Raw genomic sequence first — 23,096 nt, 5'->3', positions numbered from 1 at the left:
GATTAGAGTGACCGGGCGGCCGAAACCGTACGCGCTTCCGGATGTCCGGGGCGCGCACGGGTCGACACCATGATCACGAGGAGAAGAACACGTGCCGGAGCACGAAGCGGGCGGAACCCCGACGGTCGAGGTCAGGGACTTCCTGCGCCGCCGACGTGAGCAGATCGCCCAGCGGTGGGCGGACGAGCCCCTGTTCCGCACGGTGTTCACCGTCTCGCGCGACGAGGCCGTGGAGGCGGGGAAGGTGGTCGTGGACGCGCTGGCCGAGGTCGCCGACGCCGGACGGGTCGAGGACCCGGACGCCGCCGGCTTCTCGGGCCTGCGCGAGCAGTTGGCGCGGATGGGGGCGGCCCGCTCCCGCGCGGGGCTGTCCACCACGCAGGTGTCGAGCGAGCTGGCCGCGCTGTGGCCGCCCATGGAGAACCTGCTGGTCGCCGACATGGGCGAGGCCCCGCCGGAGCGGACGCGGGAGTGCGCGTCCGCGCTCGGCGTCCTCATGGGCACGCTGCGCCTGGTGGCCATGCAGGCGGCGCTCAGCGAGGGGCAGGCGCTCATCGACCGGCAGCGCCTGCAGCTGCTGGAGGTGGCCACCCCGGTGATCAAGCTCTGGGACGGCATCGTGGCGGTCCCGCTGATCGGGACGCTGGACAGCGCCCGCAGCCAGGTGGTCATGGAGACCCTGCTGAACGCGGTGGTCGACCAGCAGGCCCGGTTCGCGATCCTCGACATCACCGGTGTGCCGACGGTCGACTCGCTGGTGGCGCAGCACCTGATGAAGACGGTCGCCGCGGCCCGGCTGATGGGTGCGGAGTGCGTGGTGTCCGGCATCCGTCCGGCGATCGCGCAGACCATCGTGCACCTGGGTCTGGACCTCGGCACGGTGAAGACCCGGGCGTCGCTCGCCGACGCGCTGGGGCACTGCCTGCACGAGCTGGGGGCGAACATCGTGAACGCGGCTCCCGACGGTGCGGGCCGCCGGTGAGCGAGCAGTTCTCCCGCCCGGTCGCGGGACATGTGCCGGTCCTCCGGCTGGGCGAGGTCCTGCTGGTCACCCTTCAGGGGGACCTGTACGACACCACGGCACAGCAGTTGCAGCAGGACCTGTCCGAGAGCATCGCGACCAGCAGGGTCACGGGCGTGGTCATCGACATCTCCGGGGTGGAGGTCGTCGACTCCTTCCTCGGACGCGTGCTGGCCGAGATCGCGGCCCAGTCCGAGCTGCTGGCGGCCCGGACCGTGCTGGCCGGGATGCGGCCCGCGGTCGCGATCACCCTCGTGGAGCTGGGTCTCACGCTGCCGGGCATGCGGACCGCGCTGAACACCGAGGCCGCGCTGGAACTCCTGACGCGGCCCGCCGTCCCGTCCCGCTCCGGCGGCCTCCGCCAGGAGAGTCCGTGATGCCCACTGCAGCGGGCGTCGAGGCCCGCCTGCCCATCCGGTCGGACATGGACCTGGTGTGGGTGCGCCAGCACGTGCGCCAGGCCGCCGCGCAGCTCGGCTTCGGACTGGTCGACCAGACGAAGGTGCTGACCGCCGCCAGCGAGCTGGCGCGGAACACGCTGGTGCACGGCGGAGGAGGTGAGGTGGAGGTGAGCCATGTCACCGCCGACGGCGTGAGCGGCCTGCGGCTGACCTTCAGCGACTCCGGGCCGGGCATCCCGGACCTGGACCGGGCGCTCAGCGACGGCTACACCTCCGGGGACGGTCTGGGGATGGGGCTCGGCGGCGCCCGGCGTCTGGTGCATGATTTCGAGGTCGAGAGCGCTCCCGGCTCGGGCACCACGGTGCGCGTGACGTCCTGGGTGGGCCGCCGCCCGGGTCACCCCGGGGAGGCGTGATGCCGCGCGTCTGGGACGTGCCGGTGCAGGACTCGACCCGCGTGCGCGACGTCCGGGTCGCGGCGGAGGAGGCGGCGGCCCTGGCGGAGCTGGACGAGTCCCGCACCTCCGCCGCGTCGCTGGTGGCGACGGAGCTCGCCACCAACCTGCTCAAGCACGCGCAGGCCGGTGAGGTGCTGATCGACGTCGTGGACCCGCCGCGGCTCGGCGAGGGCATCACGGGCCGGGTGGTGCAGATCACCACGATCGACCACGGTCCGGGGATCGCCGACGTCGACGGCGCGCTGCGGGACGGTTTCACCACCGCCCGGTCCCTCGGCGCGGGTCTGGGCACCTGCCGGCGTCTGGCCGACGACTTCCGGCTGCACAGCGTGCCCGGCCGAGGCACCGTCGCGGTGGCCCGCGTGGGCACCGGCGGACCGCACGGCGACACCGCGCCCGACCCCGCCGGTGTGCGCGCCGGCGGGGTCAACATCCCCTACGCCGGGGCCGAGTTCTCCGGGGACGCCTGGGCCTGGGTCAGATCGGGCGACCGTCTGACCCTGATGCTGGCGGACGGGCTGGGCCACGGCAGGGAGGCCGCGAGGGCCTCGACCGCCGCGGCCGAGGCCCTGCACCGCCGGCCCGGCCTGCCGCCCGCCGCGGCGCTGGAGGCCGTCCACGGAGCGCTCACCGGTACCCGGGGCGCGGCCGTGGCCGTCGCGCAGCTCGACCTGTGGGCCGGCCGGCTGCGCTTCGCCGGGGTCGGCAACGTGTCGGCCAGGCTGCGTGAGGGCGGCCGGTGGCGGTCGCTGCTGTCGCGGCCCGGCATCGTGGGGGTGCACCAGCCGCGCACCGTGCGCGAGGACGACGTCGCCTGGACCGGGGAGAGCCTGCTGATTCTGCACACGGACGGACTGCCCAGCCGCTGGAACCCGGCCCCGGACACGGGGGTGCCGTCGGCCGATCCGGCCGTGACGGCCGCCGTGGCGATCCGGGACGCCGGCAGTTCCGCGCGCCCGGTGCGGGACGACACCGCCGTGGCCGTGCTGGCGCCGGTTCCGCAGGACGGCCCATGACGCACAACTGGCAGGTCCGTACCGTCACCGACGCGGCACGCGCCCGTATAGCCGTGGCCCGGCTGGCCACGTCGCACGGGGTGCCCGCGGTCGAACGCGCCCGGCTGGCCGCGGCCCTCAGCGACCGGCTGCGGCGGTGCCTCACCAAGGGGGGCGGCTGGGTCCTCACCGTGGACGTCCCCGGCTCCCCCGGCGAGGCCCGGACGCTGCGCGCCGTGGTCACGCCCTCCCCCGGCGAGGCGGCCGCCGACCGCGGCCCGTGGACGGTGTCCGTCCCCTGCCCAGAGCCGGGGCGGGAGGACGACACCACCGAGGTGACGGGGGACCCGGCCGACCTCTCCGAGGCGTTGCTGGGCGCGGACGAGGACACGTCCGTGGTGCTGGACAGGCTCGCCGAGCAGGAGCGGCTGGTCGCCTTCCACCGGGACGAGCTGCACCAGACCAACCAGGGCGTCCTGGCGCTGCACGCCGAGCTGGACGCGGCCGGGCGCGCGCAGGAGGAGGCGTTCGCGGCCGAGCGCCTGGCGCGCACCGAGGCGGAGGACGCCCGCCGCAGGCTGACGTTCCTCGCGGACACGAGCGCCGTGCTGAACGCCTCGCTGAACCACGACGAGATCGTGCGCCGGCTGCCGGAGCTGCTGGTGCCGCGGTACGCCCACCACGTCGACGTTTGGCTGTTCGACTCGGAGGACGACCGGTACGGGTCCACGTCCCATCCGCGGGCGGCCGTCCGCGCGGCCCGCACCGGCCGTCCCCAGTACGCCGCAGGCCACCCCGGCGGGCTGCCGGGTGTGGAGGACCAGCCCGCCTCGGCGCTGGACCCCGACCGGCCCCTGCTGTGCGTCCCGCTGCTGACGCGCCGTACGCCCCTGGGCGTGCTCACCCTGTCGCCGCCCGGCGACCGCTGGGACCCGGACGACGCCGTGATGCTGATGGAGCTGGCCCGGCGGGCCGGTATCGCCATCGACAACGCCCGCCGCTTCGAGCACAACCGGGACATCGCCGAGACCCTGCAGCGTGCCCTGCTGACCGATCTGCCGACGACGCCCGGGCTCGGCCTGGCCGCCCGCTACCTGCCCGCCACGCACGGCCTGAACATCGGCGGCGACTGGTACGACGCCTTCCGGCAGCGGGACGGCGGTCTGATCACCGTCATCGGCGACGTGACCGGGCACGGGCTGCACGCGGCGGTGATGATGAGCCAGCTGCGTACCGCGCTGCGAGCCTACGCCGTCGACGGCGGCAGCCCCGGCGAGCTGCTGACCCGGCTGCACGGCTTCCTGAACCATCTGCAGCCCGACCTGTTCGCCACTGCCGTCATCGCGCGGTTCCACCCGGACGAGGACACCCTGACGTGGGCCGCCGCCGGTCATCCGCCGCCGGTGCTGCGGCTGCCCGACGGGCGGGTGCGCGTCCTGGACGCCAAGCCGGGCGCCATGCTCGGCATACCGCTGAGGCAGCAGATCGCGGACCACACCGAGCGGCTGACGCCCGGTTCAACGCTCGCGCTCTACACGGACGGGCTGGTAGAGCGGCGCGCCGAGGGCATCGACCCCGGCATCGAGCGGCTCGCGTCGGTCCTCGGCTCCTTCGGACCGGAGGACCTGGACACGCGCCTGGACGACACCGCGGACCGCATGCTCCGCCCGCTGCTGAGCGACTCCGAACGCGACGACGACGTCTGCCTGCTGCTCTGTCACGTGCACGGTCCGTGACCGCTTCCCGGTGCGTTCCCGCGGCGGTACGGGCATCGTGGTGCTGAACAGGGGCACGCGTCAGACGTGATGTCCGAGGCAGACCGCCCGCGGAAAGGGATGGACACCGTGACACGACCCAGGATCCTCGTGGTGGGCGCCGGTTTCGCCGGCGTGGAGTGCGTGCGCCGGCTGGAGCGCAGGCTCGCCCCCGACGAGGCCGACCTCACGCTGGTGACTCCGTTCTCCTACCAGCTCTACCTGCCCCTGCTCCCCCAGGTGGCCTCCGGAGTGCTGACCCCGCAGTCGGTCGCGCTCTCGCTGCGCCGCAGCGAGCGGTACCGCACCCGGATCATCCCGGGCGGGGCCATCGGCGTGGACCTGCGGGCGAAGGTCTGTGTCATCCGCACCATCGACGGCGAGGTCGTCGACGAGCCGTACGACTACATCGTGCTGGCCCCCGGCAGCGTCACCCGCACCTTCGACATCCCGGGGCTGACCGACCACGCGTTCGGCCTGAAGTCGCTCGCCGAGGCCGCCTACCTCCGTGACCACGTCATCTCGCAGCTCGACATCGCCGACGCCAGCCACGATCCGGCGGAACGGGCCTCGCGGCTGCAGTTCGTGGTGGTCGGCGGCGGTTACGCGGGCACCGAGACCGCGGCCTGTCTGCAGCGGCTGACGCACGCCGCCGTCAAGCGTTATCCGCGCCTGGACCCGGGCCTGATCAAGTGGCACCTCATCGACATCGCGCCCAAGCTGATGCCCGAGCTGGGAGAGAACCTCGGGCGCAGCGCGCAGCAGATCCTGACCCGGCGCGGCATCGAGATCTCGCTGGGCGTCTCCATCGCCAAGGCGGGCGCCGAGGAGGTCACCTTCACCGACGGCCGGGTGGTGCCCACCCGCACCCTGATCTGGACCGCCGGGGTCGTCGCCAGCCCGCTCATCGGCACGCTCGGCGCGGAGACCGTCCGCGGGCGGCTCGCCGTCAACGCGGACATGTGCCTGCCGGGCCACGACGGGGTGTTCGCGCTGGGCGACTCGGCCGCGGTGCCCGACGTGGCCAAGGGGGACGGCGCGGTGTGCCCGCCGACCGCGCAGCACGCCCTGCGGCAGGGCAGGCACGTCGCGGAGAACGTCATCGCGACCCTGCGGGGCCTGCCGACGCGGCAGTACGTCCACCGGGACCTCGGACTCGTGGTGGACCTCGGCGGCAAGGACGCGGTGTCCAAGCCGCTCGGCATCGAACTGCACGGCGTGCCCGCCCAGGCGGTGGCCCGCGGCTACCACTGGTCGGCGCTGCGCACCGGTGTCGCCAAGACGCGGGTGATGACCAACTGGCTGCTGAACGCCGTCGCAGGCGACGATTTCGTGCGCACCGGGTTCCAGGCGCACAGGCCGGGCAGCCTGCGGGACTTCGAGTACCTGGACGCCTACCTGACGCCGGAGCAGGTACGGGCGCACGTCGGGGAAGCGGGCCGGGCGGCACGGTGATCCCGGGGGCGGAAGGCGGGACGCGCCCCGCGTGGCCGGGGTGCGGGAGTGCGTGCGCGACGGGAGAGAGTGCGGCGGAGTGAAGGCGGCGGGACGCTCGGTGCGGGGAGGACTGCGGGACCGTCTGGCGGCGTCCGACCCCGGCCTGCTGCGGCTGACGGCGGGGCTGCGGACGGTGGGCGCGGTGGCGCTGACGCTGGCCGTGCTCGCCGCGGCCGGGTTCGACGTCACCCATATGGTGGCGGGCGCGATGTCGGCGATGGTGTCCACCTTCGCCATCCGGGAGAGACAGCGCGGCGCCCAGGCCGTCACCCTGGCCGTCGGGCTGCCGGTCGCGCTGGTGTCCGTGTCGCTGGGCGCGGTGCTCAGCGAGCGGGTCGTGGTCGGGGACCTCTTCTTCGTCGTCCTCATCTTCTGCGCGGTCTACGGCCGCCGGTTCGGCGACCGGGGGACCGCGCTCGGGCTGATCGGCTTCCAGGTCTACTTCCTGTCCCTGTTCGTCGGAGCCTCGACCGGCACCCTGCCGGGGCTGTGGGCAGCGCTGACCGTCGCGTTCGCGTGCAGCGCGCTGGTCCGGTTCGCCGTGGTCCCGGTGACCCCCGCCGGTCTGCTCCAGCGGCTGCGCCAGGCCTTCCGGGCGCGGCTGGCCCAGCTCGTCTCGGCGCATCTGGCGCTGCTGGACGCCGGGCCGGAGGACGCGGACAAGGCGCTGGCCGACGTGCGGGAGGGCAACGCCCGGCTGCACGAGACGGCCCTGATGATCCAGTCCCGGCTGGAGGAGGGCACGCCGGACGAGTCGACGGCGCGGCTGGTGCAGCGCCGGATCGCGGACGCGGAGATCGCCGCCGAGCGGCTCGGGCTGCTGCTGCTGTCCGCCCGCAGCGCGCAGCGGGCGGACACCCTCACCCTGCATCTGCCCGGCGCCCCCGCCCCCGAGGTGGGCCGGCTGCCCGGCCCCGACGACGCCACCGCCCTGCTGCGCCGGGATCTGCTCGCGCTGCGGGCGCTGGTGGTGCGCACCGGGACCGGCGGGACGGCCGTGGCCCAGCTGCGCAACCGGCTGCTCGGCTACCGCGACGAGGAGAACCTGCCGCCCGCCTCCCCGGCCGTGCGGGACGTGTTCCGGGGCATCGGCGAGACCGCCCGCGCCGTGATGGGGCTGCGTGTCGCGCTGGAGGGGCCGCAGGACGAGTCGGACGACAGCCCGGCGACCGCCCGTTCCCGGGAGGAGCTGGAGGCGGAGGACGCCGCCATCGACGCCGGCGAGGAGGCGGAGGCCGCGGAGCAGCCCAAGGGGTTGCGACGGCCCACCACTCGTGCCGCCGTACAGGTCTCCGTGGGGTCGGCGCTGGCCATCGTCGGGGGCGAGCTGCTGTCCACCAACCGCTGGTACTGGGCGGTGCTGACCTGCTGGATCGTCTTCATCAACACGGCGTCGACCGGCGAGATCCTGGTGAAGGGCTACCGCCGGCTGCTGGGCACGGTGTTCGGCGTCGTGGCCGGCATCCTGCTGGCCGCCCTGGTGGGCCGGCACACCTGGACGGCGTTCGCCCTGGTGCTGCTGCTGATCTTCGCGATGTTCTACACCGCGCCGCTGTCCTACACGCTGATGTCGTTCTTCGTGACGGCGATGCTCGGGCTGCTCTACACCCTGCTGCACACCTACAGCTGGGAGGTGCTGGTGCTGCGGGTGGAGGAGACGGCGCTGGGCGCGGCCTGCGGGGTGTTCGCGGCGGCGCTGGTGCTGCCGGTGCGCACCGACCGGCGCACCAGTGAACTGCTGGTCACCGTGCTGGAGCGGCTGGCGGAGGTCACCGAGGCCGCCGTGGGGCAGCTCAGCGGCGGCCCCGCCGGCGATCTGCTGGACAAGGCGCGGGCGCTGGACCAGGCGCTGGGCGATCTGCGCTCCGCCACCCAGCCGCTGACGCATCCGGTGACCCCGCTGCGGGCCCGGCGCACCACCGCGCGGTACGTGGTGGCGCTGCTGGAGACCTGCGCGTACCACGCGCGCTCGCTGGCGGCGACGGCGGAGCTGCTGCCGACGCATCCGTCGATCGCGGCGGACCCCCGGCTGCGCGGGGCGGCGGGGCGCACGGTGCGCAACATCGTGACGATCGCGGACCGCGTGGCGGACGAGGAGGTCACGGCGGCGGTGGACACCGGTCCGAGCATCGCGTCCCTCCTGGGCGGCGACGGCGGCACCGGCAGGTACGGGCGCATCACCGACCGGGTGCTGCGCCATCTGGAACGCCTGGACGAGGCCGTGGTCGGCCTCGCCCGCCCGCTCCGCGTCCCGGTCCGCTCCCCGGACCGGTGACCGGCCGCCCCGGCCGCTCCGGCCGCGGACCGGTGATTCCCGCCGCACCGCGGTGACCGGCCCTCCCCGGAAGGCCGGGCGGGGCCGGCGTCAGGGCCCCGGTGCCGGCGAAGGGGCCCCGCCCCGGCGAAGGCGGCCATGAGGTCCCCCGCACGATGGCCTGGCCCAGGCGCGCACATCACGGCGCGGCCCGGCACCGCAGGCCCGCCGACGACGACCGGCCGCCCAACCCGGACACGACACGGTGTCCGGGCCGGGCGGCCGGTCGGGGCAGGCCCCGCCCGGTGGGCGCCGGGCGGGACCTGACGGGGATCAGAAGTCGGTGGGGAGGCCGCTGGCCTCGGCGATGCCGCGCAGTTCCTCGTTCTGGCGGTGGCGGTCCCTGATGTAGTCGGCGATCTCGCCCAGCCGGGAGGGGTCGGCGGCGGTGGCCGCGTCGGTGACCACCCGGACCGGACCGGTCTCGTCGACCTCCAGCTCCACCACCTCGTTGTCCATCCGCCCGGTGACGGCGGTGGCGATGACCAGGGCGGCCTCGTCACGGACCTCCTGGGGGAGTTCCTCGTCGGCGTCCTCCAGGGCGAGGTCCATGCCGGACATTCGGTGTTCCTCGATCGCCTCGAGGACCGGCTCCACCACTCGGAGCAGAAGCCGGTAGTCCTCGGTGTCCATCCGCACCCGCAGGAGGTCGAGGTAGACGTCCACGGGCCGGCCTTCCGGGGGAATCTCGGATTCGCTCATCGGCTTCGGGTTCCCCGCACACGGCGGGTCATACGGCCGAGGGCGCGCCGGCCTCTCACGTCGTTGCCGACCGCCCTCCGGTGCCCCGGCGGCCGCCTCGCTGCCCCATCACATCGGCGCGCACCCGCGCGCAGCTGCGGCTGATGAGGCGGGAGACATGCATCTGGGAGATGCCCAGCTGGTCGGCGATGCGGCTCTGGGTCATGTCCTCGAAGAAGCGCATGTAGAGGATGGCGCGTTCGCGCTCGGGCAGCCGGCGCAGTCCCTCCTTGGCGGACTCGCGGTCGACCACGACGTCGTACGAGGAGTCGGAGGCGCCCAGCGTGTCCGCGAGGCTGTAGCCGTCGTCGTCGGACGACAGTTCGGCGTCCAGGGACAGGGTGCTGAAGCTCTCCAGCGCCTCCATCCCGGCGCCGACCTCGTCCTCGGTCAGTCCGGTGTGGGCGGCGATGGCCGCCACGGACGGCTCGGGGCTGCCGGGGCTCTGGGTCAGCTCACGCCGTGCCACCCGCACCTTGTTGCGCAGTTCCTGCACCCGGCGGGGCACCCGCAGGGCCCACATCCGGTCGCGGAAGTGCCGCTTGACCTCGCCGGTGATGGTGGGGACGGCGTAGCTCTCGAAGGCGCCGCGGCTCGGGTCGAAGCGGTCGATGGCCTTCACCAGCCCGAGTGCCGCCACCTGGCGCAGGTCCTCGACGGCCTCGCCGCGGTCGCGGAACCGGCCGGCTATGCGGTGGGCCATGGGCAGCCACGCGGTGACCAGCTCGTCCCGGACGGCGTCCCGCTCGGGGCCGTCCTGGAGCTCCGCCATCCGGGTGAAGAGGGCGGCGGTGTCGGGGGCGTCGTCGTGGCGCCGGCGGGGTGCGGCGGCCGTCGTGTCGGAGGGGCGATGGCTGGGCGTGTCAATGAGCATGCGGTTCGCTCCCGAACGGTGGTTTGGGGGATCTACCGCGGGACGGTCGCCACCGGGATGCCCGGAGGGGCCGCAGCGGACGAGCCGTCCCGCCGGCGCGCCTCCGGTCCGAAGCACGACCCTCCGATTGCCCTGCCTTCGGAGGAACAAACTCCGCATTGCGGGGAATCTGGCGGGAGCGGGTCTGCGCAGCTCAGGGCAGGGGCACCAGGGCGGTGATGCACTTGCCGCCGGCGGGGAGGTCGGACACCCGCACGTCACGGGAGAGCCGGCACACGATGGGCCAGCCGTGACCGCCCTGACGGCTGCGGCCCTGCCGGTCGGTCCGCGGGACGACGACGGGCAGCCGGTCGCTGCGGTCGCTGACCGACAGCCGCACTCCGGGACCGCTGACGTCGACCTGGAAGTCGGTGACGCCGCCGCCGTGCAGCAGCGCGTTGGTGGTGAGTTCGGAGGCGACCAGCAGGGCGTCCGCCAGTGCCTCGGTGTCACAGGGGGTGCTGGTGGTCCGGCAGCGTTCGGACACCGCGCGCGCGACGGCCTCGCGCACGTCGGCCGGCCGGCACGGGCGGGACGGCACGGCCCGGCGCGTGCCGGGTCCGCCGAGGGGTTCGGTCGTGTACTCCTCACACATCGTGGCTCCCTGATCGGTGACGAAGGGTCGGTGCGGAATGCCTCGGACCTCCCTTTTCGGCTCACCTGTCCCGGTGACCGCAAACCTCCGGACCGTTTCCTGAACGCCTGCCATCCGAACGGCGCACGGGGGTACGCGAACCGTATGACCGATGTGGTGGACTCGGACGAACTGCTGCGGCGGATCCAGCGGGCGCGGGCCTGCGCGGCACAGGAGGAACGGACCTGGCGGGCCCGGCGCGACGAGCTCCGGCGGGCGGACGGCGACGATCCCGGCGCGGTGCGCGACGCCGAGGTGCGCGGGGTGGCGTACGGAGTGGTGCTGCGTGTACTCGACGAGATACTGACCCCCGGCCGGCGCCCGGCCCAGAGCTGACCGGCGCGCGCGGATTGGCGGGGGCCGCTGCCGGGCACCCGGTGGCGCATGACGGTCGATCACAGCCGGGCACCGGTTCTGGAAGCGCTGGAGCGGTATCACCGCCACGGACGGCTGGGCTTCACCCCGCCGGGGCACAAACAGGCCCGCGGAGCCGATCCGGCGGTGCGGGAGGTGCTCGGGGACTCCGTGTTCCTCGGCGACGTGCTGGCCACCGGCGGGCTGGACGATCGGCTCACCCGGGGCAGGGTGCTGCAACAGGCACAGGAGCTGCTGGCCGACGCGGTCCACGCCGAGCACACCTTCTTCAGCACGTGCGGAAGCTCCCTGTCGGTCAAGGCGGCGATGCTGTCGGTCGCCGGGCCGCACGAGAAGCTGCTGATCGGGCGGGACGCGCACAAGTCCGTGGTGGCGGGGCTGATCCTGTCCGGGATCGAGCCGGTGTGGGTGGAGCCCCGGTGGGACGCCGTACGGCACCTCGCGCACCCGCCGTCGGCCGAGGAGTTCGACCGGGCCTTCGACGCCCACCCCGACGCGCGCGGAGCGCTGGTGACCAGTCCGACGCCGTACGGCGCCAGTGCGTCGCTGCGGGAGATCGCCGAGGTGTGCCACCGCCGCTCGCGGCCGCTGGTCGTGGACGAGGCGTGGGGCGCTCACCTGCCCTTCCACCCCGACCTGCCGTCCTGGGCGATGGACGCGGGCGCCGACATCTGTGTGACCAGCATCCACAAGATGGGCAGCGGTCTCGAGCAGGGCTCGGTCTTCCATCTGCGCGGCGATCTGGTGACGCCGGCGCTGCTGGGCATGCGGGCCGACCTGCTGGGGACGACCAGCCCGTCGGTGCTGATCTTCGCGGGGCTGGACGGCTGGCGGCGGCAGATGGCGCTGCGCGGCAAGGAGCTGATGGAGTCCACGCTGGCGCTCGCCGCCGAGGTCCGTGCCGCGATCGAGGAGATCGACGGGATGCACGTCAACGACCGCGACGACTTCTGCGGTCCCGGGCTGGCGGACGACTTCGATCCGCTGCCGTGCGTCATCGACGTCGCGGGTCTCGGCATCACCGGCTACCGGGCGGCCGACTGGCTGCGTGAGCACCGGAGCATCGACGCGCATCTGGCCGACCACCGCCGTATCGGCGCGCAGCTCACCCACGGCGACGACCGGGAGACGGCCGGCGAGCTGCTGTCGGCGCTGCGGGAGCTGGCGCGTGCGGCGCGGAGCCTGCCCCGGGGGCCGGGCGTGGCGGTGCCCGCGCCGGGCGAGCTGCGGATGACGCAGGCGGTGCAGCCGCGGGACGCGTTCTTCGGCCCCACGGAGGACGTGCCGGTGAGCGCGGCGGCGGGGCGGGTCGCCGCCGAGATGATCACGCCGTATCCGCCCGGGATCCCCGCCGTCCTGCCGGGCGAACGGCTCACCGAGCCCGTGCTCCGGTATCTGCGGACCGGGCTGGCTGCGGGCATGTACCTGCCGGATCCGGCGGATCCCGCCCTGGACACCGTCAGGGTCGTCGGGGAGGGTGCCGCGGGGGTGTGAAAGGGGTGCGGGGAGTGAAAGAGGTCACGCGCCCCGGTTAACGGGGGACCGGCAAAATGGTTTATCGTTCACTCATACGTGGTGACGGAGTCGACGCCCGTCCTCCGGACATCACCGCTTACGGCCCTGGCTGGCTTCCCCCGTCCAGCCAGGGCTTTTTCATGCCCGGACACGGAACCGGGGAGCGGTGACCGGAAATCTCCCGTCCGCCGAGGTGCCCCGAACGGCGGCAGCGGCTCAAATGGGGCATAGGGAAAGCACCGGAACCGATTGCCCGGCGAGGCGCGCCATGACCAAAGCGATCAAACTCCTCACCGCACTCCCCCCTCCTCAGCGGGAACGCCTGATGGCGCTGGCGCGGGAGGTGTCCTTCCCCGAGGACGCCCGTATCTTCGAGTCGGGCGGGGCCGCCGACCGCTTCTGGGTGATCCGCTCCGGGGCGGTCTCGCTGGACCAGCAGGTGGACGACCTGCGACGGGTCACGGTCGCCGGGCTCGGCGCGGGCGATCTGCTGGGCTGGTCCTGGCTGTTCCCGCCGTACCGGTGGGACTTCGGCGCCGTGGCCTTCAGCCCGGTGCGGGCCTACGAGTTCGAATCGGCGGCCGTGCTCCGGCTGTGCGAGACGGACCCGGCGCTCGGGCTGACCCTGGTGCGCAGTGTCGCCGAGGTGCTCGCCCACCGGCTGGAGATGACCCGCGGCCAGCTGAGGGAGCAGTACGCGCTGCACCGGCGCACGATGTTCTAGCCGGGACCGCGCCGGGGCTCACACCCGGTAGCGGCGCAGCGCCGGCACCGCGGCGGCCAGGCCCAGCATCACCACCACGACCAGGATCCCGCCGCCCGCCACGGCCGTGCGCGGGCCGAGGGCGGAGCCCGCGGTGCCGTGCAGCACGTCGGCCAGCCGGGGGCCGCCGGCCACGACGACGGTGAAGACGCCCTGCATCCTCCCGCGCATCTCGTCGGTCGCGGCGGACAGCAGGATCGCCCCGCGGAACACCATGGAGACCATGTCGGCGACCCCCGCCAGGGCGAGGAAGACCACCGCGAGCCACAGGCTGCCGCTGAACCCGAACCCGGTGATGGCCAAGCCCCAGACGACCACCGCCCCGATGACCATCCATCCGTGCCGGCGGGCCCGGGAGAACGTGCCGGAGAACAGGCCGCCCGCCACCGCGCCGAGCGGGATCGCGGCGAACAGCAGCCCCAGCGCGTACCCCTCCCCGTACGGCGCGGCGAAGGTCTCGGCGGCGAGCTGCGGGAACAGCGCGCGGGGCATGCCGAGGACCATGGCGACGATGTCGGCGAGGAACGACAGCAGCAGTACGGCGTGCCCGGAGATGTAGCGGAAGCCCTCCAGGATCCCGCGCAGGCCCGCGCTGCCGGCCTTCGCGGCCGTCAGCGGCGGCAGGGCGGGCAGCCGGTACACCGCCCACACCGTGACGCACAGCGCCAGGGCGTCGATGAGGTACAGCTCGGGCAGGCCGACGACGGGGATGAGCGCCCCGGCGAGCAGCGGTCCGGCGATCTGGCCGGTCTGCATCACGGTGGAGCCGAGGGCGTTGGCGGCGGGCAGTTCGTCCGCCGGCACCAGACGGGCGATGGAGGCGCTGCGGGCGGGCGCGTTCAGTCCCCAGAACGCCTGCTGCAGCGCGAGCAGGACCATCAGCACGGCCACCGACTCCAGGCCGGTGGCGGCCTGTATCCAGAACAGCAGCGAGGTGACGGCGATGCCGCCGTTGGTGACCAGCAGCAGCTTGCGGCGGTCCATGCTGTCGGCGATCGCCCCGCCCCACAGCGCGAAGACGATCAGGGGAAGCAGCCCGGCGAGGCTCGCGGCGCCCACCCAGGCGGAGGAGCCGGTGATGTCGTAGATCTGCTTGGGCACCGCGACGGCGGTGAGCTGGCTGCCGACCGCCGTGACGACGGTGGAGGACCACAGCCGGCGGTAGGCGGGGCGGCGCAGGGGCCGGGTGTCCATGGCCCAGCGGCGCCATCCGCGCCGCGGGGGCGTGCCGGGCCGCGGTTCCTTCGCCGGGGATGCGGTGCTGCTCTCGCTGGTGTCCACGACCGTCCTGGTTGGTGATTACATCTTTCTGGCCGGGGTTCACTATCGCACCCGCCGCGGCCGCCCGGCCCCCCGGTGTCAGGCTCCGGCGACCAGCGTGAGTCCGAGGACGATCATGGTGCAGGCGACGAGCGCGTCCAGAACGCGCCAGGCGGTGGGGCGGGCCAGGAAGCGGCTCAGCAGGCGGGCGCCGAAGCCGAGCGCCGCGAACCAGCAGACACTGGCCAGCACCGCGCCGAGTCCGAAGGTCCAGCGCAGCGGACCGTGGTCGGCCGCGACCGAGCCGAGCAGGAACACCGTGTCGAGGTAGACGTGCGGGTTGAGCCAGGTCATCGCCAGGCAGGTGAGGACGGCCCGGCGGCGCGAGCCCGCCGCCTCGCCCTCCGTCCGCAGCCCCGAGGCGGCCGGCCGGAACACCCGGCGGGCGGCCAGCGCGCCGTAGCAGAGCAGGAACGCGCCGCCGATCCAGCCGACCGCCGTCAGCGCACCGGGCCACGCCACGACCACCGCGCCGACGCCTGCCACGCCGAGGGCGATGAGGGCCGCGTCGGACAGGGCGCAGATGCCGACGACGGCGAGGACGGCGTCGCGGCGGACGCCCTGGCGCAGGACGAAGGCGTTCTGGGCGCCGATGGCGACGATGAGGGAGAGGCCGGTGCCGAATCCGGCGGCGGCGGTGGTCAGGGCGGTGGTCATGCGGAGGACGCTAAGGCCGGTACGGGCATGCAGTACAGCTAAGGATTCTTACGTACCCTTAGCTCTCGTGATGAGCGACCTCCCCCTGGACCAGGTACGGACCCTCCTCGCGGTGGTGGACGAGGGGACGTTCGACGCGGCGGCCGCCGCGCTGCACGTGACGCCGTCGGCGGTGAGCCAGCGGGTGAAGGCGCTGGAACAGCGCACGGGGCGGGTGCTGCTGCTGCGCACCAAGCCGGTGCTGCCGACCGAGTCCGGCGAGGTGCTGGTGCGGCTGGCCCGCCAGGTGGCCCGGCTGGAACGCGACGCGCACGCCGAGCTGGGGCTCAGCGGGGCCGGGGAGCCGACGCGGGTGTCGGTGGCGGTCAACGCGGACTCCCTGGCGACCTGGTTCCTGGGGGCGCTCACCCGGCTGCCGGCCGCGTCCCGGCTCTGCTTCGAGCTGCGCCGGGAGGACGAGTCCCACACGGCCGCCCTGCTGCGCGAGGGGACGGTGATGGCGGCGGTGACCTCGTCGCCGGACCCGGTGCCGGGCTGCTCCGTGCGGCATCTGGGGCGGATGCGCTATCTCCCGGTCGCGGCCCCGGAGTTCGCGGCACGCCATCTCGCGGGGCCGCCGGCGCAGGCGCTGCGGCGGGCGCCCGTGGTGGTGTTCGACCGGCGGGACGACTTCCAGGACGGCTTCGTGCGCCGGCTCACCGGCGGGCGCTCCGGGGCGAGCGCGCTGCGTCACTACGTGCCGACCTCGGAGGGCTTCGTCGAGGCGGTCGCCGCGGGCCTGGGCTGGGGCATGGTGCCCGAGGCCCAGGCGGACCCCCTGCTGCGGGACGGGCGGCTCACGGTGTTCGCCCCGGACCGCGAGGTCGACGTGTCCCTTTACTGGCAGCAGTGGAAGCTGGACTCCCCCGCCCTGGCGGCGGTGTCCGCCGCGGTCACGCGGGCGGCGGCGGAGGCGCTGCGCGGCTAGCCGGGCCGTTCCCGGCGCTCTCCAGGAGCATGTCGAGGGCCGTCGGGTAGGCGCTGGTCACCATGCGGGTGGCCAGCAGCGGCGCGGCCTCGGCGATGCGGGGGTGGGTGGCGGCGGGGAGGCGGGCGTACGTCGAGCGCCACATCTCCTCGTCGGCACGGCGCGCGGCTCCGGGCAGGGCCAGGGTCGCTGCGTCGAGTGCGGCGAAGGCCAGCGTGGTGTCGATGAACGCGTGGTAGATCCGGACCGTCTCGGAAAGCGGGAAGCCCGCCCCGCGCAGCACGTCCAGCACCGCTTCGTCCGCCGCCAGTTCGTTGGCCCGGCCGGAGACCCGGCTCGCCGTGAGGACCGCGGCCTGCGGGTGCGCCAGATAGGCCGCGTGGATCCGCAGTCCGACGGCCCGCAGGTCGGCGCGCCACTGTCCGGTGGGGCGCCAGCCGCGCAGCGCCTGGCCGATCAGCGCGTCGCCGATGGCGAGGGTCAGCTCGTCCATGCCGCGGAAGTAGCGGTAGAGGGTGCTGGGGTCGCAGTCCAGGGCGAGGCCGAGGCGGCGGGCGGTCAGGCCGGCTCCGCCGTGCTCGCGCAGCAGCCGCAGCGCGGTCTCGACGATCAGCGTCTCGGACAGGATCCGGCCGCTCCTCGTCGGTCTGCGGCGCCGCCGCCGCTCCTCGGGCACCACGTGTTTCGGCACCGCCGCTCCTCCCACCGGTCTTATGCCAACGCCATTGACCTTATGCCGGAGGGCGGCGGAGCATCTGCGCGGGGGCCCCGCACACGTCCGAGATCCATGCCTGTGAGAAAAGGGAGTGTCCCGTCATGCGCGTACTGCTCGTGGGAGCCGGTGGGGTGGGCACCGCCGTGACCCGGATCGCGGCCCGGCGGCCGTTCTTCGACCGGATGGTGGTGGCCGACCACGACCCGGCCCGGGCCGGGGCGGCGGTCGCCGCGCTCGGCGCGGACGGCGACCGGTTCCGCGCCGAGCGCGTGGACGCCGGCGACGAGGACGGGGTGACGGAGCTGCTCGCCCTGCACGGCTGCGACGTGCTGCTCAACGCCACCGATCCCCGGTTCGTGATGCCGCTGTTCCGCGCCGCGCGCCGCGCCGGTGCCACCTATGTCGACATGGCGATGTCCCTGTCCCGCCCGCACGCGGAGCGGCCGTACGAGGAGTGCGGGGTGAAGCTCGGCGACGAGCAGTTCGCGCGGGCCGGGGAGTGGGCGGAGGCCGGTGCGCTGGCCCTGGTCGGGATGGGCGTGGAACCGGGTCTGTCGGACGTGTTCGCCCGGTACGCCGCCGACGAACTCTTCGACGAGATCGAGGAGATCGGCGTCCGTGACGGCGCGAACCTCACGGTGGACGGCTACGACTTCGCGCCCTCGTTCAGCATCTGGACCACCATCGAGGAGTGCCTCAACCCGCCGGTCGTCTACGAGAAGGACCGCGGCTGGTTCACCACCGAGCCGTTCAGCGAGCCGGAGGTGTTCGACTTCCCCGAGGGCATCGGCCCGGTGGAGTGCGTGAACGTCGAGCACGAGGAGGTGCTGCTGGTGCCCCGCTGGGTCGGCGCCCGGCGGGTGACCTTCAAGTACGGTCTGGGGCGCGAGTTCATCGACACCCTCAGGACGCTGCGCCTGCTGGGTCTGGACGGCACCGCGCCGGTGACCGTGCCCGGCCCGGACGGCCCGGTGCGGGTCTCCCCGCGTGACGTGGTCGCCGCCTGCCTGCCCGACCCGGCGACGCTCGGCGACCGGATGCACGGCAAGACCTGCGCCGGCACCTGGGTGCGGGGCGTCAAGGACGGGGCGCCGCGCGAGGTGTACCTGTACCACGTGGTCGACAACCAGTGGTCCATGGCCGAGTACGGCTGCCAGGCCGTGGTGTGGCAGACGGCCGTCAACCCCGTCGTCGCCCTGGAGTTGCTCGCCGGCGGCGCCTGGTCGGGCACGGGCGTACTCGGCCCGGAGGCGTTCCCCGCGGGGCCGTTCCTGGATCTGCTGACCGCCTACGGCTCGCCGTGGGGGCTGCGCGAGCAGTGACGGCCGGAGCGGTTCCGGCTGTTTCACCGCGCGGCGGCGGGTGACCCGAAGGGAGGCACCCGGAAGGGTGCCTGTCCCTGTCCCCACCGATCGCAGGTGATTTCCGATGGACAACTGGCGCGGGCGTGCGGCCTGCAGGACCGAGGACCCCGACCTCTTCTTCCCGATCGGCACCTCAGGGCCGGCCCTGATGCAGACGGAACAGGCGAAGGCCGTGTGCCGGCGCTGCCCGGTGCGCGAACAGTGCCTGGAATGGGCGCTGGACACCGGGCAGTCCGTCGGGGTCTGGGGAGGCACGAGCGAGACGGAACGGCGCGCGCTCAAGCGCCGCATCGCCGCACGGCGTTCGTCCGGCTGACCGGACGCACGCCCGCCGCGCCCGGCCCGGTGCCGCGCAGTACGCTCGGGACACCGCCGGAAGGGGGCCGACCATGAGCGTGCGTGTGCGCCGCGTCTACGAACCGCCGGAGCCGGACGACGGCGTCCGGGTCCTGGTCGACCGGTTGTGGCCGCGGGGTCTGGCGAAGGACGCGGCGCGGGTGGACGAGTGGCCCAAGGCGCTGACCCCGTCCACCGAACTGCGCCGCTGGTACCACGCGGACGACCGGCCGTACGAGGAGTTCCGCGAGCGCTACGAGGCGGAACTCGCCGCACCCGAGGCCGCCGAACTCCTGGAACACGTGCGCGGACTCGCCGGGAAGGGTCCGGTGACCCTGCTGACCGCGTCCAAGAGCCCGGAGACCAGTCACGCGGAGGTGCTGGCCCGCCTCCTGGACGGCTGACCGGGCACGGCCTACGCCGTCTGCGCGGCCGCCGCCCGTCCCGCCGCCCGGCCCGAGAACAGGCAGCCGCCGAGGAAGGTGCCCTCCAGGGCGTTGTAGCCGTGGACGCCGCCGCCGCCGAAGCCCGCCACCTCGCCGGCCGCGTACAGCCCCTCGACGGGCCGGCCGTCGGCGCCCAGCGCCCGGGACTCCAGGTCGGTCTGGATGCCGCCCAGGGTCTTGCGGGTGAGGGTGTGCAACTTGACGCCGATCAGCGGGCCGGCGGCGGGGTCGAGGATGCGGTGCGGGGTGGCGACCCGGCCGAGGCGGTCGCCGATGTAGCGGCGCGCGTTGCGGATGCCCTGCACCTGGGCGTCCTTGCTGTAGGCGTTGGCCATCTGCAGGTCGCGGGCCTCGATCTGACGGCGGACCACGGCCGCGTCGAGCAGGGGTTCGTCGGTGAGTCCGTTCATCTTCTCGACGAGCTGCTCGACGGTCGGCGCGGTCACGAAGTCGGCGCCGTTGCGCAGGAAGGCGTCCACCGGTCCGGGGGCGCCCTTGCCGAGCACACGGGTGCGCAGGAAGCCGGCCCGGTCCTTGGCGGTGATGTCGGGGTTCTGCTCGGAGCCCGACAGGGCGAACTCCTTCTCGATGATCCGCCGGGTGAGGACGAACCAGGAGTGGTCGTGTGCGGCGAGGTCCTCGGTGGTGCGCAGGTGCCTGAGCGTGCCGAGGGTGTCGTAGCCGGGCAGGCACGGGTCGGGCAGCCGGCGGCCGAGGGCGTCGAACCACATCGAGGACGGTCCGGGCAGGATCCGGATGCCGTGTCCGGGCCAGACCGGGTCCCAGTTGCGCAGTCCCTCGGTGTAGTGCCACATGCGGTCCCGGTTGACCAGGCGCGCGCCGGCGCGGGCGCTGATGTCGAGCATCCGCCCGTCGACGTAGGCCGGGACTCCGGTGACCATCTCGCGGGGCGGGGTGCCCAGCCGCTTCGGCCAGTACCGGCGGACGATGTCGTGGTCGGCGCCGATGCCGCCGCTGGTGACGATCACGGCCTGGGCGGTGAGTGCGAACTCGCCGATCGTCTCGCGGCTGGAGGCGACGCCGCGCGGCGCGTGGTCCTCGGCCAGGACGGTGCCGCGCACCCCGCGCGCGGTGCCCCCCTCCACGACCAGTTCGTCGACCCGGTGGCGGTGGTGGAAGGTGAGCAGTCCGTCGCGCGCGGCCTGCCGGGCACGGTGGACGAAGGGCTCGACGACGCCGGTTCCGGTGCCCCAGGCGATGTGGAAGCGGGGCACGGTGTTGCCGTGGCCGTCCGCGCGCAGGTCGCCGCGCTCGGCCCAGCCGACGGTGGGCAGGAACGTGATGCCGTGGCCGTCCAGCCAGGAGCGCTTCTCCCCCGCCGCCCACTCGACGTAGGCCCGCGCCCAGCGCACCGCCCAGCTGTCCTCGTCGTCGAGCCGGTCGAATCCCGCGCTGCCCCGCCAGTCGTTCCAGGCGAGGTCGAAGGAGTCCTTGATGCCCAGGCGCCGCTGTTCCGGGGAGCCGACGAGGAACAGCCCGCCGAAGGACCAGAAGGCCTGGCCTCCGAGGTTGGCGGCGTTCTCCTGGTCGACCAGGGCGACCCTGCGGCCCCTGCTGGTCAGCTCGTGGGCCGCGACGAGGCCCGCGAGTCCCGCTCCGACGACGATGACGTCGGCGTCCATGGCGACCATCCCTTCCTTCATCCGGTGAGCAGCGCGGTCAGCAGTTGCTTCAGCCAGGCCCGGGCGTGCGCGACGTCCCGGTCCAGCAGCAGTTGGGTGGTGACACCGTCGTAGGCGGCGACCACGGCGTGCGCGGCGCCCTCGGCACCGCCGAGGACGGCGGGCAGCACGGTACGGCCGCGGGCGCGGGCCAGCCGGTCCGCGACGGCCCGCCGCAGCCGCGCCCGGTGCTCCAGCAGGGCGCGCGCCACCTCGGGGTCGCGGGCGGCGTGCACCAGGAAGTCGGTCTTCACCAGCAGCCAGTCGCGGTCGAGCAGCAGCACGTCGGTGACGCGGTCCACGGCGGCGGTGACGTCGAGATCGGGGCCGTCCAGGGCGAGGGCGCCGGCGACCTGTTCCGCGATCAGCTCGGCGCGCTCCGCGTAGAGGGCGAAGAACAGCTCGTCGAGGCCGGTGAAGTTGGAGTAGAAGGCGCCCCTGGTGTAGCCGGCGGCCTCGCAGATCTCCTCGATCGAGACACGGCCGAAGCCCTTGGCGGCGAACACGGAGAACGCCGCGTCGAGCAGGTTGGCGCGCGTGCGCCGGCGGCGCCTGGTGACGCGTCCCGCGGTACCGCCCACCGCCATGACCGCTCCTCCGTTCGATACGGGAACGTATCCGATACACCGGTGTATCGGAAGACCCGGGAGCGGGGAACCCCGGCTCGACATAGAACACACATTCGATATAGGAGTACGCTGGCGGCATGACCACGCGCCACTCCCCCGCTCTTCAGGGCTCGCTCTTCGACCAGACGGACCAGCCCCGGCTCGGCCCGCTCGACGGGCTGCGCCGCACCGAGCTGGGGCGGGGCGCCTGGATCGACGTCCTGCCGGGATGGCTCGGCGGGTCCGGCGCGCTCTTCGAACTGCTGGCCGCCGAGGTGCCGTGGCGGGCCGAGCGGCGCCAGATGTACGACCAGGTCGTGGACGTGCCCCGGCTGCTGTCGTACTACCGCTCCGGGGAACCGCTGCCGCACCCGGTGCTGACCGAGGCGCGCGAGGCGCTCAGCGGGCACTACGCCGGCGAACTGGGCGAGCCGTTCGCCACGGCCGGGCTGTGCTACTACCGCGACGGCCGGGACAGCGTCGCCTGGCACGGCGACCGGATCGGCCGGGGCGCGCGCGAGGACACGATGGTCGCCATCCTCTCCGTGGGCGCGCCCCGCGATCTGCTGCTGCGCCCGGTGGGCGGCGGGGACTGCGTGCGGCGGCCGCTGGGGCACGGCGACCTGATCGTCATGGGCGGCTCCTGCCAGCGCACCTGGGAGCACGCCGTCCCCAAGAGCACCCGGGCCGCCGGACCGCGCATCAGCGTCCAGTTCCGCCCGCACGGCGTGAACTGACCCGCCGGAACCTCCCCTCCGGACCGCACCGGGGGCCGGGCGACGCGCGGGCGGCCGCCCCACCGTCCCCGCGCGGCGCCCCGGTCTGCTTTCCTGTCACGCGTCGGACACGGACCACGGGCACTCTGGACGGTCATGCGAGCAACGGTGCGGCACGTCGCGGACGGCACCTACCTGGTGCACGGCACGAACACCAACTGGGTGATCCTCACCGAGGGGGACGCCGTCACCCTCATCGACACCGGCTACCCCGGCGACCGCGCGGGACTGCTCGCCTCCCTGGCCGAGGTGGGCAGCGCCCCGGAGGCGGTGACGGCCGTACTGGTCACCCACGCGCACAGCGACCACCTGGGCTCCGCCGAGCACCTCAGCGCCGCCCACGGCACGCCCGTGTACGCCCACGAGGCGGAAGTCCCCCACGCCCGGCGGGACTTCCTGCACCAGGTGACGGTCGGGCAGGTGCTGCGCAACGGGTGGCGGCCCGGCGTGCTGCCCTGGGCCGCGCACGTCCTGCGCTCCGGCGGGACGGCGGACGTGGCGGTCACCGCGCCCCGGCCGTTCCCCGCGCCGGGCCCGCTCGACCTGCCCGGCCGTCCCGTGCCGGTGCACACGCCCGGCCACACCGCCGGGCACTGCGCCTTCCACCTCCCCGGCAAGGGGGTGGTGGTGTCGGGCGACGCCCTGGTCAGCGGCCATCCCACCTCGCGGACCGCGGGACCGCAGATGCTGACGGACATGTTCCACCACGAGCGGGCCACCGCCGTCGCCTCCCTCGACGTCCTGGCCACGCTCGACGGCGACCTGCTGCTGCCCGGGCACGGCCCGCTGCACAGGGGGCCGGTGCGGGACGCCGCCCTGCTGGCCCGGGAGCGCGCGCAATAGG

The 23,096-nt window shown here is 74.1% G+C and carries 24 protein-coding genes; 16 read left to right on the top strand and 8 right to left on the bottom strand.

Translation table 11 applies throughout. The features are described from left to right. Positions 1 to 91 precede the first annotated feature (91 nt). The 7 genes from CNQ36_RS32305 (at position 92) to CNQ36_RS32275 (ending at position 8,401) form a co-directional block, all read left to right on the top strand. Positions 92 to 982 (top strand): STAS domain-containing protein, encoded by an 891-nt coding sequence (locus tag CNQ36_RS32305; protein WP_121549195.1) that lies wholly within the window; start codon positions 92 to 94, stop codon positions 980 to 982. Beyond that, entirely contained in the window at positions 979 to 1,398 is a 420-nt protein-coding gene (locus CNQ36_RS32300) for an STAS domain-containing protein (protein WP_121549194.1), read from the top strand. The genes CNQ36_RS32305 and CNQ36_RS32300 overlap by 4 nt, the downstream gene beginning before the upstream one ends. Then, positions 1,398 to 1,838 carry an anti-sigma regulatory factor gene (locus tag CNQ36_RS32295; RefSeq protein WP_121549193.1) on the top strand — a complete coding sequence of 147 codons (441 nt, stop codon included), beginning with the start codon at positions 1,398 to 1,400 and terminating at the stop codon, positions 1,836 to 1,838. Before CNQ36_RS32300 ends, CNQ36_RS32295 begins: the two co-directional genes overlap by 1 nt. Beyond that, on the top strand, positions 1,838 to 2,896 hold the full coding sequence (locus tag CNQ36_RS32290) for an ATP-binding SpoIIE family protein phosphatase (protein WP_121549191.1): 1,059 nt from the start codon (positions 1,838 to 1,840) through the stop codon (positions 2,894 to 2,896). The genes CNQ36_RS32295 and CNQ36_RS32290 overlap by 1 nt, the downstream gene beginning before the upstream one ends. Beyond that, entirely contained in the window at positions 2,893 to 4,611 is a 1,719-nt protein-coding gene (locus CNQ36_RS32285) for a PP2C family protein-serine/threonine phosphatase (RefSeq protein ID WP_121549189.1), read from the top strand. The genes CNQ36_RS32290 and CNQ36_RS32285 overlap by 4 nt, the downstream gene beginning before the upstream one ends. 99 nt (positions 4,612 to 4,710) lie before the next feature. Further along, the gene (locus CNQ36_RS32280; RefSeq protein ID WP_163013457.1) at positions 4,711 to 6,084 is read left to right on the top strand and encodes an NAD(P)/FAD-dependent oxidoreductase; all 1,374 of its coding nucleotides are present in this window, start codon (positions 4,711 to 4,713) and stop codon (positions 6,082 to 6,084) included. Positions 6,085 to 6,163: 79 nt separating this feature from the next. Further along, the gene (locus CNQ36_RS32275; protein ID WP_121549187.1) at positions 6,164 to 8,401 is read left to right on the top strand and encodes an FUSC family protein; all 2,238 of its coding nucleotides are present in this window, start codon (positions 6,164 to 6,166) and stop codon (positions 8,399 to 8,401) included. Between the two features lie 312 nt (positions 8,402 to 8,713). On the opposite strand, the gene CNQ36_RS32270 is transcribed toward CNQ36_RS32275, so the two are convergent. The 3 genes from CNQ36_RS32270 to CNQ36_RS32260 form a co-directional block, all read right to left on the bottom strand. Beyond that, on the bottom strand, positions 8,714 to 9,142 hold the full coding sequence (locus tag CNQ36_RS32270; protein WP_004921864.1) for a hypothetical protein: 429 nt from the start codon (positions 9,140 to 9,142) through the stop codon (positions 8,714 to 8,716). Between the two features lie 55 nt (positions 9,143 to 9,197). After that, positions 9,198 to 10,055 carry a SigB/SigF/SigG family RNA polymerase sigma factor gene (locus CNQ36_RS32265; protein ID WP_121549185.1) on the bottom strand — a complete coding sequence of 286 codons (858 nt, stop codon included), beginning with the start codon at positions 10,053 to 10,055 and terminating at the stop codon, positions 9,198 to 9,200. Between the two features lie 193 nt (positions 10,056 to 10,248). Beyond that, positions 10,249 to 10,689, bottom strand: a complete 441-nt coding sequence (locus CNQ36_RS32260) for an ATP-binding protein (RefSeq protein WP_004921868.1) — start codon at positions 10,687 to 10,689, stop codon at positions 10,249 to 10,251. Positions 10,690 to 10,833: 144 nt separating this feature from the next. Here CNQ36_RS32260 and CNQ36_RS32255 point away from each other — a divergent pair, with 144 nt between their 5' ends. From CNQ36_RS32255 to CNQ36_RS32245, 3 genes are all read left to right on the top strand, one after another. Continuing rightward, complete coding sequence (locus CNQ36_RS32255) at positions 10,834 to 11,064, top strand: hypothetical protein (RefSeq protein ID WP_040905391.1); 231 nt, start codon at positions 10,834 to 10,836, stop codon at positions 11,062 to 11,064. A gap of 48 nt (positions 11,065 to 11,112) precedes the next feature. Next, complete coding sequence (locus CNQ36_RS32250) at positions 11,113 to 12,597, top strand: aminotransferase class I/II-fold pyridoxal phosphate-dependent enzyme (protein WP_121549183.1); 1,485 nt, start codon at positions 11,113 to 11,115, stop codon at positions 12,595 to 12,597. Positions 12,598 to 12,886: 289 nt separating this feature from the next. Then, positions 12,887 to 13,342, top strand: a complete 456-nt coding sequence (locus CNQ36_RS32245) for a cyclic nucleotide-binding domain-containing protein (RefSeq protein ID WP_004921874.1) — start codon at positions 12,887 to 12,889, stop codon at positions 13,340 to 13,342. A gap of 18 nt (positions 13,343 to 13,360) precedes the next feature. Here CNQ36_RS32245 and CNQ36_RS32240 read toward each other — a convergent pair whose 3' ends face one another. Further along, positions 13,361 to 14,662 (bottom strand): MFS transporter, encoded by a 1,302-nt coding sequence (locus tag CNQ36_RS32240; RefSeq protein WP_121549181.1) that lies wholly within the window; start codon positions 14,660 to 14,662, stop codon positions 13,361 to 13,363. Between the two features lie 78 nt (positions 14,663 to 14,740). Further along, positions 14,741 to 15,358, bottom strand: coding sequence for a LysE/ArgO family amino acid transporter (locus CNQ36_RS32235; RefSeq protein WP_121549179.1), 618 nt, complete (start codon positions 15,356 to 15,358; stop codon positions 14,741 to 14,743). A gap of 70 nt (positions 15,359 to 15,428) precedes the next feature. Here CNQ36_RS32235 and CNQ36_RS32230 point away from each other — a divergent pair, with 70 nt between their 5' ends. After that, positions 15,429 to 16,325 carry a LysR family transcriptional regulator ArgP gene (locus tag CNQ36_RS32230; protein WP_121549177.1) on the top strand — a complete coding sequence of 299 codons (897 nt, stop codon included), beginning with the start codon at positions 15,429 to 15,431 and terminating at the stop codon, positions 16,323 to 16,325. Here the strand turns inward: CNQ36_RS32230 and CNQ36_RS32225 are convergent. After that, complete coding sequence (locus CNQ36_RS32225) at positions 16,291 to 17,016, bottom strand: TetR/AcrR family transcriptional regulator (protein ID WP_121549175.1); 726 nt, start codon at positions 17,014 to 17,016, stop codon at positions 16,291 to 16,293. The genes CNQ36_RS32230 and CNQ36_RS32225 overlap by 35 nt on opposite strands. Before the next feature lie 125 nt (positions 17,017 to 17,141). On the opposite strand from CNQ36_RS32225, the gene CNQ36_RS32220 reads away from it, so the two are divergent. From CNQ36_RS32220 to CNQ36_RS32210, 3 genes are all read left to right on the top strand, one after another. Continuing rightward, positions 17,142 to 18,362 carry a saccharopine dehydrogenase family protein gene (locus tag CNQ36_RS32220; protein WP_121549173.1) on the top strand — a complete coding sequence of 407 codons (1,221 nt, stop codon included), beginning with the start codon at positions 17,142 to 17,144 and terminating at the stop codon, positions 18,360 to 18,362. Positions 18,363 to 18,468: 106 nt separating this feature from the next. After that, the gene (locus CNQ36_RS32215; protein WP_121549171.1) at positions 18,469 to 18,720 is read left to right on the top strand and encodes a WhiB family transcriptional regulator; all 252 of its coding nucleotides are present in this window, start codon (positions 18,469 to 18,471) and stop codon (positions 18,718 to 18,720) included. Positions 18,721 to 18,793: 73 nt separating this feature from the next. Beyond that, complete coding sequence (locus CNQ36_RS32210; protein WP_121549169.1) at positions 18,794 to 19,144, top strand: DUF488 domain-containing protein; 351 nt, start codon at positions 18,794 to 18,796, stop codon at positions 19,142 to 19,144. A gap of 11 nt (positions 19,145 to 19,155) precedes the next feature. On the opposite strand, the gene CNQ36_RS32205 is transcribed toward CNQ36_RS32210, so the two are convergent. Together CNQ36_RS32205 and CNQ36_RS32200 are read right to left on the bottom strand one after the other, a co-directional pair. Beyond that, positions 19,156 to 20,829, bottom strand: coding sequence for an FAD-binding dehydrogenase (locus CNQ36_RS32205; protein ID WP_121549641.1), 1,674 nt, complete (start codon positions 20,827 to 20,829; stop codon positions 19,156 to 19,158). 17 nt (positions 20,830 to 20,846) lie between these two features. Continuing rightward, a complete protein-coding gene (locus CNQ36_RS32200) occupies positions 20,847 to 21,455 on the bottom strand; it encodes a TetR/AcrR family transcriptional regulator (RefSeq protein WP_121549167.1) in 609 nt (202 codons plus the stop codon). Between the two features lie 119 nt (positions 21,456 to 21,574). Here CNQ36_RS32200 and CNQ36_RS32195 point away from each other — a divergent pair, with 119 nt between their 5' ends. Together CNQ36_RS32195 and CNQ36_RS32190 are read left to right on the top strand one after the other, a co-directional pair. Next, the gene (locus CNQ36_RS32195; RefSeq protein WP_121549165.1) at positions 21,575 to 22,213 is read left to right on the top strand and encodes an alpha-ketoglutarate-dependent dioxygenase AlkB; all 639 of its coding nucleotides are present in this window, start codon (positions 21,575 to 21,577) and stop codon (positions 22,211 to 22,213) included. Positions 22,214 to 22,348: 135 nt separating this feature from the next. Continuing rightward, positions 22,349 to 23,095, top strand: coding sequence for an MBL fold metallo-hydrolase (locus CNQ36_RS32190; RefSeq protein ID WP_004921900.1), 747 nt, complete (start codon positions 22,349 to 22,351; stop codon positions 23,093 to 23,095). Position 23,096 lies beyond the last annotated feature (1 nt).

The sequence above is a fragment of the Streptomyces fungicidicus genome (assembly GCF_003665435.1).
Lineage (GTDB): Bacteria > Actinomycetota > Actinomycetes > Streptomycetales > Streptomycetaceae > Streptomyces > Streptomyces fungicidicus.
The sequence above is the reverse complement of the archived record's forward strand: the minus strand, read 5'-3'. Positions and strand labels throughout refer to the sequence as shown.

Bases quoted from the DNA above. Each gene is read 5' to 3' on its own strand.
- CNQ36_RS32210 (WP_121549169.1), top strand. From the start codon at position 18,794: ATGAGCGTGCGTGTGCGCCGCGTCTACGAACCGCCGGAGCCGGACGAC.
- CNQ36_RS32280 (WP_163013457.1), top strand. From the start codon at position 4,711: ATGGACACCGTGACACGACCCAGGATCCTCGTGGTGGGCGCCGGTTTC.
- CNQ36_RS32270 (WP_004921864.1), bottom strand. From the start codon at position 9,142: ATGAGCGAATCCGAGATTCCCCCGGAAGGCCGGCCCGTGGACGTCTAC.
- CNQ36_RS32290 (WP_121549191.1), top strand. From the start codon at position 1,838: ATGCCGCGCGTCTGGGACGTGCCGGTGCAGGACTCGACCCGCGTGCGC.
- CNQ36_RS32245 (WP_004921874.1), top strand. From the start codon at position 12,887: ATGACCAAAGCGATCAAACTCCTCACCGCACTCCCCCCTCCTCAGCGG.
- CNQ36_RS32220 (WP_121549173.1), top strand. From the start codon at position 17,142: ATGCGCGTACTGCTCGTGGGAGCCGGTGGGGTGGGCACCGCCGTGACC.
- CNQ36_RS32250 (WP_121549183.1), top strand. From the start codon at position 11,113: ATGACGGTCGATCACAGCCGGGCACCGGTTCTGGAAGCGCTGGAGCGG.
- CNQ36_RS32265 (WP_121549185.1), bottom strand. From the start codon at position 10,055: ATGCTCATTGACACGCCCAGCCATCGCCCCTCCGACACGACGGCCGCC.
- CNQ36_RS32200 (WP_121549167.1), bottom strand. From the start codon at position 21,455: ATGGCGGTGGGCGGTACCGCGGGACGCGTCACCAGGCGCCGCCGGCGC.
- CNQ36_RS32235 (WP_121549179.1), bottom strand. From the start codon at position 15,358: ATGACCACCGCCCTGACCACCGCCGCCGCCGGATTCGGCACCGGCCTC.
- CNQ36_RS32255 (WP_040905391.1), top strand. From the start codon at position 10,834: ATGACCGATGTGGTGGACTCGGACGAACTGCTGCGGCGGATCCAGCGG.
- CNQ36_RS32260 (WP_004921868.1), bottom strand. From the start codon at position 10,689: ATGTGTGAGGAGTACACGACCGAACCCCTCGGCGGACCCGGCACGCGC.
- CNQ36_RS32295 (WP_121549193.1), top strand. From the start codon at position 1,398: ATGCCCACTGCAGCGGGCGTCGAGGCCCGCCTGCCCATCCGGTCGGAC.
- CNQ36_RS32215 (WP_121549171.1), top strand. From the start codon at position 18,469: ATGGACAACTGGCGCGGGCGTGCGGCCTGCAGGACCGAGGACCCCGAC.
- CNQ36_RS32230 (WP_121549177.1), top strand. From the start codon at position 15,429: ATGAGCGACCTCCCCCTGGACCAGGTACGGACCCTCCTCGCGGTGGTG.
- CNQ36_RS32285 (WP_121549189.1), top strand. From the start codon at position 2,893: ATGACGCACAACTGGCAGGTCCGTACCGTCACCGACGCGGCACGCGCC.
- CNQ36_RS32205 (WP_121549641.1), bottom strand. From the start codon at position 20,829: ATGGACGCCGACGTCATCGTCGTCGGAGCGGGACTCGCGGGCCTCGTC.
- CNQ36_RS32195 (WP_121549165.1), top strand. From the start codon at position 21,575: ATGACCACGCGCCACTCCCCCGCTCTTCAGGGCTCGCTCTTCGACCAG.
- CNQ36_RS32190 (WP_004921900.1), top strand. From the start codon at position 22,349: ATGCGAGCAACGGTGCGGCACGTCGCGGACGGCACCTACCTGGTGCAC.